The sequence below is a fragment of the Paenibacillus sp. sgz302114 genome (assembly GCF_056120345.1).
Window position 1 is genome coordinate 29,233 of sequence record NZ_JBVYOI010000014.1, and the last position, 14,416, is coordinate 43,648.

Below are 14,416 nucleotides of genomic sequence, written 5' to 3' on the forward strand. Positions count from 1 at the left end.
AAATACGCTCTCTCAGCACATGAACTGTGCGTTTTGGGCTGTTGAGAGAGCATATATGCTCTCTCGGAAGCAAAAGCTCGCTGTGAGCCGGTGATTCCGCAGGTCGGTGGGTCAACCGCTACCCCTTCGCACGCTCATCCCCGCTCCAGAGCTCCTGGAACGTTGCGTTTGAGAGCAGCAGCTGTTCGGCGGTGCCCTCCGCTTCGATGCGGCCGTCCTTCATGACGATAATATGATCGGCATGCGTCAATGCCGCACGGCGGTGCGAGACGACGAGGCAGGTCGCATCGCCCCTGCTCTTGAACAGCCGCTCCCACAGCTTCTGCTCCGTCTCGACATCGAGCGCGCTCGACAGATCGTCGAACACATACAGCTGTGCATCTCGCACGAGCATGCGCGCTGCCGCCGTCCGCTGCATCTGGCCGCCGGACAGCTTCACCCCGCGTGGGCCGATCATCGTCTCCAGCCCATGCTGGAGATGCTCGATATCGTACTCCATCACCGCTGCGTGGATCGCTTGCTCGAGTGAACCATTCTCTTCCCGCTGCCCGAGCAAAATATTGTTGCGCAGCGTGTCGCTATACATCCGCGGAATTTGCGCGGAGTACGCGCTCTGCGCCGGCGTGAAGAACGTGGCCGGGTCTTCGACAACCTGGCCGTTCCACTTGATCGTCCCCTCATCCTTCGGCAGCAGGCCGAGCAGCGTACGGACGAGCGTCGTCTTGCCGGAGCCGATCGTGCCCGTCACAACCGTGAACGAGCCGCCCTTCAGCTGCAGCCTTATATCTTCAATACCTCGGCCCGTCTCCGGGAACCGGTACGACAAGCCGGACACTTCCAAAGCACGCAGCGGTGCAGCATCACTAGCTGCCGATTCAGCCGCAGCCGCAGCTGCTGTTGCTGTTGCAGACGAGCCACGCCCCTCGATCGACTCCCGTCCCTCCCGCAAATACAGCGTATCCTTCAGCGTCAGCAGCTTCGCCGGAGCACCTTGCAGCAGCGCCTTCAAACGATCAAGCGCGACGCCCATCTGCTTGAAGTGCGTAATAAACGTACCGACATTCGTAATAATGCTCGTAATGAACGTCAAATAGTAGACGAATAGCGAGAAATCGCCAATCGTAAACGAGCCGGACTGCATCTTCTGACCGGCGACCAGCAGAATAAGCCCCGTCCCCAAATTGACTGTGTTCGTAAATATAGCATCGAGCACACTGCCCATCATTTTATCCTTCAGCATCGTGCGGCGGCGGTCGTCATTGAACTTCCTGAACCGCTCGATAACGCGCTCCTCCGCGCCTGCCACTTGTATCGCCTGCACATTGCTGAACATCTCGCTAATGGCGCCGGTTACACGCGAGGTTGACTCTCGGCTGGCAGCCCGGTACTTCTGCAGACGCGAAGTCGACAGCTGCGCAACCGTCACCACAACGACAAGCGGCAGGAACACAAGCAGCGTCATCTGCAAATCAATGCCGACAAGAATATAGCTCGACACTGCCGCGAAGCAGGTTAAGCCGAACACGTCGACAGACCAGCTCGCCGCTTCCTCCGATTGATCGACATCGTCGCGGAAGTGGCTGATCGCCTCGCCCGGGGAGACAGGAATGGCGCGAGCGCCAGGCTGCTTCAGAATATGCTGCAGCAGATTGCGGCGAAGCATCATTCCCATGCGAAAGCGGAAATTCACGTCGGTGATGAAGCCGACGAAGAGCACCATTACGCGCGCGGCCGATGCACCCAGCAGCAGCGCAATAATCCCCCAAGTGCCAAGCTTCAGCGAATCGCTGCCGGTGAGCGAGTCGAAAAACTCTTTCGTAATAAGACCCGGCACGATCGGCACCAAATAAATAATCGTCCAAGCTAGCGCGTTAAACACATAGAGCGTCGTGCGGTATGTAATGAGCCGGATTAAATATTGAAAGGTCGTCATACGAGCACCTCCTCAAGCCCTGTCGCAAGCATCGTGCTGAAGCGCGACGTAGGATCGGTGGCGAGCGCCATCCGGCTGCCATATTCGACGACGCGGCCATTTTCCAAAATGAGTATCTTATCCGCGCGCTGCACAGTCGCAAGGCGGTGCGCGATAATGATGCAGGAGCGATTCGCGAGCAGCTTGCTGATCGCCTCTTCAATTCGCTGCTCCGTCAGCGGATCGAGCCGCGATGAAGCTTCATCCATAATAACGAGCCCGGGATCGGTCAGAAACACCCTGGCAAAAGCAAGCAGCTGCGCCTCCCCGGCTGACAACGAACCGCCGCCCGAAGCGAGCCGCGTATCTAGCCCCTCCGGCATCGACGCATACCAGCTCGCAAGACCGAGCTGCTCGAGCACTTCCACAATCCGCTCATCGCGAATGGTTTCATCGTAAAACGTCAAGTTATCCCTTATCGTTCCTTCAATAATCTCGATGTTCTGCGTGACGAGCGTCACTCGCTTGCGCAGCTGACTCAGCTTCAGCTCGCGAATGTCCGTATCCCCAAGCATAATCGCGCCTTCCTGCGGATCATAGAACCGAAGCAGCAGCCGGGCCAGCGTCGACTTCCCGCTTCCCGTCCGCCCGAGCAGCCCGAGCACTTCGCCCGGCTGGAGCTGGAGCGCCAAGCCATCCAGCGTTGGTTCCCCATCGCCATCTTCGTAGCGGAACGTGACATCGTCGAACTTCACGGCAAGAGATCCTGCCGGTAGTGTCGCACCTTGGCCGTCCACAATCGCGGAACGTGTCTCGAACAAGGCACGAATACGGGTAATGCTCGCATCGGCTTTTTGCAAATCCTCCATTTGAGTTCGGATCTTCTCAATTGGTTTGGCCAGCAGCTCCGTATAATAGAAGATCAAATAAACAGTACCAATTGTAATCGAACCCTGCTTCCACAAATACGCGCTAATCGCGAACGCCATCGCATTGCCGAATGCAAACACGACAATCGTCGTGCTCCACATGGAGGCAAAGCCGAGGAACGCTTTAATCCGAAGCGGCAGCATGACGCGCAGCATCGCATAGAAACGGCCCATCACATAACCTGAAGCGCCATTCGCACGGATATCTTCCGTCCCTTCCAGCTGCTCGCCGATAAAGCCGTACAGCTCCGCATTCGCCTGGCGCCACTTTGTCCAGAGCGGCGATGCGAGCCCCCGGATGCGCTGAATGACGAATATCGCAGCGATTACGAACAAGGTCATCCCCGTCCCGATCAGCCAGCTTTCCCGAAATAGCAGCACGAGAATGCCGATCATGAGCAGCGCATTCCCGAGAAGATTAATAATCATGCTTGAGAAAAAATTCGCCAACGCGTTCACATCGCCGTCGACCCGCTCGATAATGGCACCGGATGTATGGGACTTATGAAAGGGCATATCCAGCGACAAGCAATGTGCGGCCAGATCGCCGCGAAGCACATTCGTCGTCTTCCACCCGACGTTCTCGCTGAAATACGTCGCAACCACCGACACAATTCCTTGAATCACCGAGAAGCCAATAAACAAGCAAGCGGCCAGAAGCAGCGGCTGGAGGTCAGCTTCCGACTGTGCTTTATCAATGAAGAAGCGAATAATTTGCGGATTGACGAGCTGCAGCGCAGTGGAGAGAATAAGCAGCACGGTAAGCCCAATAAGCGTTCGTTTCTGCGGCAGCAGATAGCGCCTGAGCAGCTCGCCGTAATGCCCTCGCGAGACTGTGCGCTTCTCACTAATCAATTGAAGCCCTCCTTTTTAATAGAACAAAGACCGCCTCATCCTTCTCCTTAAAGAGACGATGAAGCGGCCTTATCATCATGACAGTTATACGCTAAGAGCTTCCTTCAGCTTATCCGGCGAGCGGTCCCACCACTCCGGATTGTTCGAGACAAGCAGGTTCTTAAGCGCCTGCTTCTCTTCCGCGCCAAGCTCATCGAGTACAAAACGGCGTTTGATCGCATAGTCGAGGTTGTTCACATGCTGCGCAAGAATCTTCCATCCTCTGCGCGCCTCGGTATCGATCAGCATCGGACAAGCTGTCGCCCCTGCGTAGCTTGCGCCTTCCTCGGTGCGATCAACAGCTACCCAAACGATCCAGCATAAGCGTCCATTCGGCACATCTTCCTTATTCGTGCTGAACTTGATGCCGCGTTCCACTTTGCTTTTGGCATGCATCGCACCTACATCAATGTACGCCTCGCCATTATCAATGATGACACAGGACACCGCACTCAGGTCGATTGTCCCCGCTCCAAATCCTTTATGCTCCTTGTTGCTCACCACGTTCAAAGAAAGGGATTTCTTCTCTTTCTTCTCAGGCGGCTGCTGCGTATTATCTTGTTCGCTCATGACACTTCTCAACTCCCTTTCAAGCCTGCCGCTACTTGCTCACAAGCCCCTAATTCCACGTCCGGCGCGGCCTCACGCGCCTGTCCGCACATTAATTCCATTTTAGCTAATAATCTCGGAAATGCAAACATATACATGCTGTAGATGCTTGTCAACGGGAGGGAATGTTTCAATGAATCTGGGTCGCGCCAAACGATTTCTACTCTTTGCCCTCGCCGCCGTGCTGATCGGGTTAACGGCACAGCAAGGGTTCGGGGATGCTTGGATCTCACACTATATATATGCCTCCGCTCCTGCTCCCGCCAAGAAAGAACCTCCGCCCAAGCCGGCAGCTCCGCCAGCTGTGCAAGAGCCCGATATTGTGATGCAGCCGAAGCCGGTTGCGCTCAGTAAACGGGTAACGGAATATCACATTGATGTGAACCTCCAGGAAGATACGCATATGCTCACCGGCGAGCAGACCGTCACTTGGACAAACCCTGGCAGGCTGCAGGTGTCCGAGCTGTACTTCCACTTGTATCCGAACGCCTTCCGCTCCAAAGACACGACGTTCATGCGGGAGTCCGGCGGTCAGCTCCGTAACGATAAAGCGACTGTGGACAGCGTCGGCTACATGAACCTGCTGTCGCTCGAAACAACCGAGGGGTATAGTCTGCTGCCGCGCCTTCACTATGTCCAGCCCGATGACGGCAATACGAATGACTTAACGCTGGCCAAGCTCCGCTTGCCCGCTGCGGTCGCTCCCGGCAAAAGCGTGACGCTGCGATTGAAGTTCGAGGTGAAGCTGCCCGAAGTGTTCGCGCGCATGGGGTATGCGGGCAACTTCGTGATGGCGGGGCAGTGGTTCCCGAAGCTCGCCGTATACGAAACAGCAGGCACGCGCGGACGAGCCGCCGATGGCTGGAATATTCATCAGTATCACGGCAACTCGGAGTTCTATAGCGATTTTGGCATCTACAGTGTCAAAATCAACGTGCCGAGCAGCTACAAGGTAGCAGCCACCGGCTTCCAGACCAAAGCATCCGTGGTCGCAGAGGGACGCAAGACGTATCAGTTCTACGCCGATGACGTGCATGACTTCGGCTGGTCGGCTTCGCCGGACTTCGTCTATGCCGAAGAGCCGTTCTCGACGGAGGGCGTGCCTGGCGTACGCATTAAGCTCTACCTGGATCCGCAGCATGCAAAGTTCAAAGACCGCTACATGCACGCAGCGAAGTCCGCGCTCGCCAAGTACGCGCAGTGGTACGGCGCTTACCCGTACTCCACCCTCTCGATCGTCGTACCGCCGAAGGGCGGCAACGGTGCTGGCGGCATGGAATATCCGACGCTGATCACCGCTTTCGCTGCGGAGAACGACAACCCGGGCTATGATCTGGAGCGTACCGTCGTCCATGAGATCGGGCATCAATATTGGTACGGCATGGTCGCCTCCAACGAATTCGAGGAAGCTTGGCTCGACGAAGGGTTCACGTCCTATTCAGAGGACAAAGTGATGGAGAGCGAATACGGAGTGGAGCCGAACCTGCCGGTGGAATCGAGCTACATGACCGATCCAGCGCCGCTGAAGCAGCTATCGTGGTCGTACCACAGCAACAATCACTATGCCGAAAATGTGTACATGCGCGCCAAACTCGTCCTCTATGGCATCGAGAAACAGGTTGGCACTCAGACGATGCGCAAAATCATGCGCGCCTACTTCCAGAAATATAAATTCAAGCACCCGTCGACCGCCGACTTCCAGAAGGTCGTCGAGACGGTCACGAAGAAAAAGTGGAACGATTACTTCAGCCACTTCGTCTACGGCAGCGATATGTCCGACTACGCCGTCGCTTCCATCCATGTACGTCCCGTCAAGCAGGATGGCAAGACGCAGTACGAATCGGTTGTGCTCATCAAGAAGACAGGCGGCAGCTTTGGCCCTGTGACAGTGGTGTTCCATTTTGCCGACGGTACCATCATGCCGAAAGTATGGGATGGTCAAGAGGACCATATCCAGTACAAACTGGTTCATTCCGCGAAGCTCGTCTGGGCGGCGGTGGACCCGCAGCATGACAACGTGCTCGACAATAAACATATCAACAACTTTATGAAAGCCGATCTGACCGAGAAGACCCGCACCCGTTGGAGCGTCGGAATCACCAAGCTGCTCGAGACGATATTCGCCGCACTCGCTTGGTAACGCCTTACTTATGAAGGAGGTGAGCAGGAGTGAAAGCACATATAAAGCAAGGCTGGCGCCTAGCAATCAAGCACTTCTATATTATTATCTTGCTGTTTCTGTACGAGCTGATCTGGGGCTTCTTCCTCTACCGCACCATCGAAGGGATTGTAGTGCCTGTCCTAAAGCGGTTTCCCGATACGTATAGCAGCGGAAGCCACGCGGTCCAGCTGTTCATGACCGAGGCTCAGTTTCAGCTGCTCAAGACGGATCTCGTCCAGCCATACGCCTGGCTATTCTGCGGACTGCTGGCCGGGCGGATGATCATCACCCCATTCCTTAACGCTGGTCTGTTCCATTCGTTGCATCATACGACAGATGAGGCCGGAACGAAGTTTCTAAGCGGCATTCGAAAAGTGTGGAAGCCAGTCGCCCTGCTCTATCTCATCGAAACTGCGCTCACCCTTCTCCCTGCCATCTGGCTGCTGCCGCGCGCGTTAACGAAGCTGCTCGCTAGCAATTCGCTGCTCGAATTCGCCCAGCACGCAGGACCGTGGGCGGCCGCCTGGCTGGCATGGGCGGTGCTCATCCACCTGCTCTTCCTCACCATGCAGTTCGGCGCCGCCAGCGGCACGGGCACACTCCGCTCGCTATGGGGCGGAATCGTAAACTTCCTGCCTTTTGCAGGCATCTCGCTGCTCATGTGGGGTATCGGCGCCTTGCTTAGCATGACGGTCGCTTCCGTATCCATGTTGTGGGCGGGACTGTTCGCACTCATCCTTCACCAAGGCTATCAGATGATGCGCACCATTATGAAGGTGTGGACGGTAGCCGCCCAGTACGATGTGTGGCAATCGAAGCAAGCTTGAGGCATAGCGGCAATCAATATGGAGTAAGGGACTGCGACCTATTGTCGCGGTCCTTTTTTGCATGTCACTGAAAGTGTTTGAACCGACACCTATCTAGCCATCCTCATATTTTTCTACAAGACAGTTCTCGCCATAAATTGCTCTAATTCGTTGCAGGAGGAATATATGCCTACTAACCGCTCAATCGCAGGCCCACCAACGAATTAGACGCCAAAAAGGTTGCATTCTAATAATTTTAATTTGTGAACAACTTGTGAACTTGGAAGGAGAAACGAGAAAATGATCGAATACTTTTTCCTCGAAAAGAAAATTTTGCCGAATTCCCTTTCTTGGGAAACGGGGGAACCATTCTGGGTGAATTGATCCCGACATCCGCAAGGCGCTTATCAAGACGCGGATGCCAGAGGTGATCATAGGGAGCCTTCAACCGAACCCCACAGCTAACCTCGTAGGCACCGGAAGGAGTTTCCTGTTTTGAAGAAAATTTCTGCACTACTGGTCGCTCTTGCGATGCTGCTATTATTCCAAGTTGGAAGCGTTTTTGCAGAATCCAAAATGGATGGTGTCATCAATGGTGTGATCGGCACCCCGTATTCGTACACGGGAACAACGACGAAAGGGTTCGACTGCTCTGGATTTACCATGTATGTGTACGGTAAACTAGGCGTCAGCATTCCACATGCATCCCGTTCGCAAGCACAGCTCGGCAAGAAAATCGCGAAAGCGGATTTGATTGCGGGCGATCTCGTATTTTTCAATACGACTGGCAAAGGAATCTCGCATGTCGGCATCTATGTTGGAGATGGCAAGTTTGCACACGCTTCCTCGAGCAAAGGTGTTACGATCAGTGCGCTAGGTGATTCCTACTATTCAAAACGCTATGTAACTGCACGCCGCGTTATGAGCCCGCAAACGTATGAGAAATACGCTGACGAGCCGTCAGATGAACCAGGCGATGGAGACTCCGATTAATTAGTACTTGCAAGCGTAAACGGCTGTCGCCGTCTTATCGGCAAAAGCTTGCGTTTCGCGGAGACATTATGTGAATTTATATAGGTGAAACCAATAAATTCAATAATGTCTAGCAAAAAAACGAGTTCACCTCAATTGAGGCGAGCTCGTTTTTTGTTTTTTGCTGCTTGATCCAAACATCGTGCTCGGCGATTAGCGTCCGGCAGCTTCTAGTTAGCGGCGTTGATAGCGGACCCACCAGAACGTGCGGCCGACCTGGACGTCGAGCGCGATGCCAAGCGGAGCGAAGAGATCATACAGCTCCACCGGTGTCGCGCAGCCCTCGCTCCTGCGATCTGCCATCACAACGGTTGCGCCGGTCGCAAGCCTCGAGTGCCAGTTCTGAAGGAACTGCGCCCGTTGCTGCGGCGATAGCTCCCCTAGGCAGAAACAAGCAAGTCCAGCGTCGAATGTCTCCGCGACAGCGGCTAGCTCCTCTTGCCGGATCGCCTTCGATACCGGCGTCGTGAGCCTTGGCGAACGCGGTCCTGCAACCCGCAGCACCCGCCTGCCGGCAAGCGTATCCGTCATTGCATACTCCAGCTTTCTCCACTCTGCTCTGCGCTTCTCTAAGCTGTCTCGCCATCCTGACATATGGCAGATACCTCCCGATCTTATTGGGCTGATAGCTACTTTTCTAAATCCTATGTCTAATAGCCCGGAAACTGACCGGATATTTTTTAGGTAGAGCGGCTTCGAAGCCGACTAAAGAGGAATCAATTGACAAAAGATGAATAGTAGGATGATAGAATGGAAGTAACAGGCTAGCGGTAAGATGAGCGAGTGATTTTAGAACAAGTGATTAAACGGCAAAGGAGCTTCGCGATGCTACCTCCCTTCGCTTCGGCAGGGTTTCACCATACATTAGCCGGCTGGTTCGCGCACAGCTTCGGCGAACCTACCCCCGTTCAGCTGGACGCATGGGCTTCGATTATGCAGGAGCAGCATACGCTGATCGCTGCTCCGACTGGCTCCGGTAAGACGCTTGCTGCCTTATTGCCGTGCATCAATCGGACTGCACTGGCGAAGGCAGATGCTGCTGATCGCAGAGTCAGCCTAACGCCAGGCGTACGAGTGCTCTATATTACGCCGCTTAAAGCGCTAAACAATGATATTCATCACCATCTCGTCGGTTTCATGGATGAAATTGAGCGCTTTGCTGGTGAACAAGGCCGCGAGTGGCCTTCCATTCGCTCCGCCGTTCGTACGGGTGACACTCCTTCCGGTGAACGGGTGCGCATGGCGAAGCGGCCGCCGGACGTCCTTGTGACGACGCCGGAGTCGCTCTATTTGCTGCTGACCTCGGACAAAGGACGAGCGATGCTCGGCACGGTCGAGACGGTAATTGTCGACGAGATACATAGCCTTGCCAGCGACAAGCGCGGCGCGCATCTGTCGCTGTCGCTTGAGCGGCTGACCGCGCTCGCGGCGAGGCCGGTGCAGCGCATCGGCGTATCGGCGACGCAGAAGCCGCTGTCGCGCGTAGCTCGGTTCTTGGGCGGCTGGGAGCCGCGGGAATCGGGCGCGGCTCGGGCGGCGACGCCAATGGGAGTGAAGCCCGATGAAACGTCGGGCTCCGAAGCACTTGGCACGGTGATCGGCGAAGCGGTGCCGAGCGGGCGAGAAGAGCAGCCTGCGCATTCGCTTAGCTATGCGCAGCGGCCTGTCGTCATCGTCGAGAGCGCGATGACGAAGCAGATGCAGGTCCGCGTTACGATGCCGGACCTGAGCCGCCCTGCGCGTACGCGCGACGGAGTGTGGCAGCCTATCATCGAGAGGATGATGGCGCTGATGGACGGCGCGCGCTCCGCGCTCTTGTTCGTGAATAGCCGCCGCATGTGCGAGCGGCTCGTGCTGCGGCTGAACGAGCATGCCGGCTATGAGATGGCGCGCGCCCATCACGGCAGCCTCGCGCGCGAGCGGCGGCTTGAAGTCGAGCGAATGCTGAAGGCGGGCGAGCTGCGCTGCCTCGTCGCCACCTCCTCGCTCGAGCTCGGCATTGACGTAGGACACGTCGACCTCGTTATTCAGGTCGACTCGCCAAAAGCCGCCGCGGCCGGCATTCAGCGCATCGGGCGAGCAGGCCATTCCGTCGGCGACGTCAGCCGCGGCTTTATCGTGGCGCGGCAGCGAAGCGAGCTGCCGGAAGCAGCGGTGCTCTGCCGCGACATTGCACGGCGCGACATAGAATCGATTGTCCTGCCGCATGAGCCGCTCGATGTGCTGTCGCAGCATATGATCTCGATGGTCGCCGCCGCCGATATGTCGGTGGGCGAGCTGCATAAGCTCATCTCTGGCAGCGAATGCTACCGGACTTTTCCGCGCGAACGGTTGGAAGCAGCGCTGAAGGTGCTGACGGGATTTTACCCTTTTGCCCGCCCGCTCATGGATTGGGACCGCAGCGCAGATCGGCTGCATAAACGCGCCAATACGTCGATGGCTGCCGTCACAGGCGCAGGCACGATACCGTCAACCTCTCACTATCCGGTTCATCATCTGGAGAGCCGCACGCTGCTGGGTGAGCTCGATGAAGAATATATTTCAGAAAGCCGCGTCGGCGACGTCTTTCAGCTCGGCACTAGCTCGTGGATGATCAGCCGTATCGACAATGACCGCGTTTATGTCAAGGAAGCACCGAACCGCTTCAGTGAAATTCCGTTCTGGAACGCGGAGGCGAGCAGCCGAAGCTATGAGATCGGCATCCAGCTAGGAGAGTTTCTGGAGGAACTGTCGACGATACGGCTTGCACTTTATTTGCCTGATGGGCAACAAGCTTGGGAACGTGAGCAGGCTACAATTGCTTGGCTCGACACGGAGTATGGGCTAGACTCTTACGCTGCTTCCGAGCTGATTGATCTCATTGGCGCGCAGCATCGGGCAATTGGCGTACCGACGTCACGGCGCATCATTATTGAACACTACCGGGATCTCATGAATCAGACCCGAATTATTATTCATAATCCGTATGGGCGGCGTTTGAACCGGACGTGGCTGCTGGCGATTCAGCGGCATTTTGAGCGCCTACTCCCCTACAGTGTTTACGGCAACGCCAAAGACAACGGCATTGAGCTGGTCGTGCCGGAATGGGACGCTTCATGGCTGCAGACGCTTTGGCAGATCACCTCGGGCAGCCTTGAGTCGCTGCTTACGGAGGCGATTACGGGCTCACCGCTGCTGGCAATTGCTTTTCGCCGGATTGCAGAGACATCGCTGCTGCTCTCGCGCAGCTTCACACGGACACCGATGTGGCAAAAGCGGTTTCGCTGCGAGGAGCTGCTGAAGCAGTCGCTTCCTTACGCAGATCAATTCCCCTACTTGCAGGAAGCGATGCGAGAATGCTTGCACGAGTATCTCGATACGAACGGCCTCAAGCACATGCTCGAAGGAATTGCTTCTGGAAATATTGAGGTTGTGGTCAAGGAATCGCAGTCCCCTTCGCCTTTTGCCTTACAGTTTATGGCTGACTATGCCAACTCCTTGCTGTATGAGGGTGACGGGCTTAGCGAGGCGACCCAGCTGCAGCTGCTTAGCGTCAGCAAATCGCTCGCGGGTCAGTTGTTCGGCGAGGACGCCGTACAGCGGGCGATCGATCCTGCAATTGCGCAGGCAGAGCAGGACCGACTCGAAGCCGGCCAGCTCATTCCGGCGAGCGCCGATGAGCTATATACGCTGATGAAGCGGCGGGGCGACATGAGCGTGGACGAGCTTGTCGCTATCGCGGGCGGCGGTGAGGTCGACGAGTGGCTGCAGCAGCTTGCGGCGAGCGATCGTGTTGCGCTGCTGCCGCTGGCCGCTGGCGTAGAGCGCTGGATTTGCGCCGAGGAACGCGAGCTGTACGCCGAGTTCCCTCAGAGCGAGCGCGCCATCGCCTTTGTGGCCGGTCGCTTCGCGGAGCACCGGATTTCGTTCACCGAAGCAGAGCTTCGGGAGCGGTATCCGCGTTTGTCTGCGAGCGATGCGGCGCATGTCGCCGACGTGCTGCTCGCGCTTGACCGGACTGAGCTTGCGCCATTCGCCGAGAGCGGCGAGGAGCGGATATGGACGAGCCGCCAAGTAGCGAGGCGGCTCATTCGGTTAACGCTGGAGCAGGCGCGCAAGCAAGCCGAGCCGGTTGATCCCATCCGCTGGTGCGCGCATATGTCCTCGCTCCAGCATGCCTTATCCGGCACGCAGCTTAGCGGCATTGACGGCTTGCGAATCGTCATTGAACGGCTGCAGGGCTTCTTCCTCCCTGCTTCGCACTGGGAATCGCTCATCTTTCCAGCCCGCGTAACAGGCTACCGCAAAGAAGATCTGGATCTGTTATGCGCGTCAGGCGAAGTGATCTGGCTCGGACGCAAGGAAGAATCGGAGAAAGAAGGCAAGATCGCCTTCTTCCTCACCGAATCGAAGCTGTTGTATGCGCCGATTATCGCGCAATCCATCGCTGCTTGGACGGCTTCCGGCACGAAGCACCCGAGGTTGCTCGGGCTGCTGCAGGATGGCGGCGCCAGCTTCCTGACGCGGCTTAGCCGCGACTATGGCAAGGTGCCTTCCGAGCTGCTGGAAGAGTTGCTTGAGCTCGTCTGGGAAGGCGCGGTCTCCAACGACCAGTTCGCGCCGCTGCGCCTGCAGCTGCTCACGAAGGGCAAGCAGCTCGCGCGGACCGGCTCCGGTCTCGGGCGCTGGTATTGGACCGGCTCGCTTGCCGATCCATCAGGCGAAGACGCAGCAATGGGCGGCGGCGCCCACCGCCCGACCACTGCCGCCGGCGGCACGCCACTCGGTGCCGCTGATGCTGCTTCTCGCCAAGTCGGCGGGGCTCACGCTAGTGACAACACCGACAACATTGCCGCCCACGCGCTGGGCACCGCAGAGCTGCGAGCTGTCGCCTCAGACCTGTCGGAGTCGGCGCTGCACTGGACGCAGCATCTGCTGGACAGCTTCGGCATCGTGTCCAAAGAGCTTGTGCAGCAGCTGTCCCCCTTCAGCTGGGATGAACTGCTCCAAGTGCTCAAGCAGCTCGAGCAATGGGGTGTCGTCACGCGCGGCTTGCTCGTGCAGGGCGTGCAGACGCTGCAATTCGCAAGGCGCGAGCATATTGACGCGGTCCGTCAGCCGATGATCAACCAGAAGAGCGACACCATTACGGTGCTTGCCTCGACCGATCCCGCCAATCCATTCGGCCTCGCCTCCGGTTGGCCTTCCGCTGTCAAAGCTACTAGCTTCGCTCGCAAAAGCGGTAACTTCCTCGTTCTCCAACATGGAAGCTGGCGCTATTGGCTGGAGAACAACGGACGAAATATTGTGGAGCTTCCGCAGGCCAGCAGCAGCGGCGATTCCGATTGGCCCGCAGCAGGCAACCCAGCTCCGCTGAAGGATATTTTCCGCACGCTGCTTCGCCAGCAGAAGCTGAGCAAGATTAGGGTCGAACGCTGGAACGGCGAGCCCATCATCGAATCCGCAGCCGCAGAGGCATTGCGGGCGCTGGGCGCCGAGCGCGACAACCGCTCACTTGTCCTGTGGCCGAGCAATCTTCAATAAATGAGAAGAACCCGCGCTGCGAAGTGCGGGTTCTTTTTGCAGCATATGCCAGCGCTAACGAACTTAGATAGCGTTATTGCGCCTAAATGCAGGTTGAAATTCTCTAACGAACCGGAGAGTCGTTTTTCGCTGCAAAAATGCATTATAAGGGACTAAATGACCGCAATAAGACCACTGGAGTTCGTTACAATTTGAAAAGCTCGTTTTCCCGCTCAATAAGCGCTTTACGATTCGTTAGAGGGGGAGGAGCGTGCAGCGATTGGTGGGGACTGTCGGCGGCTGATGAGAATCGTTCCGCGAGCGGCGGATACTGTTGGCGCTTGGTAGGCGCGGGCGGATACTTGCTAGGACTCTTTGACGGGCGGCGGAGACCGGGCGGTGACAGGCCGACACTGCAGGCGAACAACCGAGCGCCAACGACAACACCGCCTATTGCAGTCGTTGACCACTCTACCCTCTCAATAACTCTCTTCCCCTATCGTCCCCCATCCCCAATTATGTTATGGTGGAGACAGTCTGTTCCGAATCCAGAATTCCGGATTCCTGTCTT

8 protein-coding genes and 1 riboswitch are annotated in these 14,416 nt (G+C 56.8%); of the genes, 4 read left to right on the forward strand and 4 right to left on the reverse strand.

Annotation, left to right across the window (positions count from 1 at the left end):
• Positions 1–118: 118 nt before the first annotated feature.
• The 3 genes from AC0LWF_RS23690 to AC0LWF_RS23700 form a co-directional block, all read right to left on the reverse strand.
• Positions 119–1,933, reverse strand: a complete 1,815-nt coding sequence (locus AC0LWF_RS23690; protein ID WP_474654001.1) for an ABC transporter ATP-binding protein — start codon at positions 1,931–1,933, stop codon at positions 119–121.
• Positions 1,930–3,693 carry an ABC transporter ATP-binding protein gene (locus AC0LWF_RS23695; protein ID WP_474654081.1) on the reverse strand — a complete coding sequence of 588 codons (1,764 nt, stop codon included), beginning with the start codon at positions 3,691–3,693 and terminating at the stop codon, positions 1,930–1,932. The genes AC0LWF_RS23690 and AC0LWF_RS23695 overlap by 4 nt, the downstream gene beginning before the upstream one ends.
• Before the next feature lie 87 nt (positions 3,694–3,780).
• Positions 3,781–4,305 carry a YwhD family protein gene (locus tag AC0LWF_RS23700; protein ID WP_474654002.1) on the reverse strand — a complete coding sequence of 175 codons (525 nt, stop codon included), beginning with the start codon at positions 4,303–4,305 and terminating at the stop codon, positions 3,781–3,783.
• Positions 4,306–4,477: 172 nt separating this feature from the next.
• Here AC0LWF_RS23700 and AC0LWF_RS23705 point away from each other — a divergent pair, with 172 nt between their 5' ends.
• The 3 genes from AC0LWF_RS23705 to AC0LWF_RS23715 all read left to right on the forward strand — a co-directional run bounded on the left by AC0LWF_RS23705 (position 4,478) and on the right by AC0LWF_RS23715 (position 8,304).
• A complete protein-coding gene (locus tag AC0LWF_RS23705; RefSeq protein WP_474654003.1) occupies positions 4,478–6,484 on the forward strand; it encodes a M1 family metallopeptidase in 2,007 nt (668 codons plus the stop codon).
• A 29-nt stretch (positions 6,485–6,513) separates the two neighbouring features.
• The gene (locus tag AC0LWF_RS23710; RefSeq protein ID WP_474654004.1) at positions 6,514–7,332 is read left to right on the forward strand and encodes a hypothetical protein; all 819 of its coding nucleotides are present in this window, start codon (positions 6,514–6,516) and stop codon (positions 7,330–7,332) included.
• Between the two features lie 303 nt (positions 7,333–7,635).
• Positions 7,636–7,802: riboswitch (cyclic di-AMP (ydaO/yuaA leader) on the forward strand.
• 4 nt (positions 7,803–7,806) lie between these two features.
• Positions 7,807–8,304 (forward strand): C40 family peptidase, encoded by a 498-nt coding sequence (locus AC0LWF_RS23715; protein ID WP_474654005.1) that lies wholly within the window; start codon positions 7,807–7,809, stop codon positions 8,302–8,304.
• 213 nt (positions 8,305–8,517) lie between these two features.
• Here AC0LWF_RS23715 and AC0LWF_RS23720 read toward each other — a convergent pair whose 3' ends face one another.
• Positions 8,518–8,937, reverse strand: coding sequence for a hypothetical protein (locus tag AC0LWF_RS23720; RefSeq protein ID WP_474654006.1), 420 nt, complete (start codon positions 8,935–8,937; stop codon positions 8,518–8,520).
• Between the two features lie 231 nt (positions 8,938–9,168).
• Between AC0LWF_RS23720 and AC0LWF_RS23725 the strand changes: the two genes are divergently transcribed.
• Positions 9,169–13,866, forward strand: coding sequence for a DEAD/DEAH box helicase (locus tag AC0LWF_RS23725; RefSeq protein WP_474654007.1), 4,698 nt, complete (start codon positions 9,169–9,171; stop codon positions 13,864–13,866).
• Positions 13,867–14,416 lie beyond the last annotated feature (550 nt).

What these genes read in the sequence shown, in the direction of transcription:
- AC0LWF_RS23690 (WP_474654001.1), bottom strand. Translation starts at nt 1,933, where the DNA reads ATGACGACCTTTCAATATTTAATCCGGCTCATTACATACCGCACGACG.
- AC0LWF_RS23700 (WP_474654002.1), bottom strand. Translation starts at nt 4,305, where the DNA reads ATGAGCGAACAAGATAATACGCAGCAGCCGCCTGAGAAGAAAGAGAAG.
- AC0LWF_RS23705 (WP_474654003.1), top strand. Translation starts at nt 4,478, where the DNA reads ATGAATCTGGGTCGCGCCAAACGATTTCTACTCTTTGCCCTCGCCGCC.
- AC0LWF_RS23720 (WP_474654006.1), bottom strand. Translation starts at nt 8,937, where the DNA reads ATGTCAGGATGGCGAGACAGCTTAGAGAAGCGCAGAGCAGAGTGGAGA.
- AC0LWF_RS23725 (WP_474654007.1), top strand. Translation starts at nt 9,169, where the DNA reads ATGCTACCTCCCTTCGCTTCGGCAGGGTTTCACCATACATTAGCCGGC.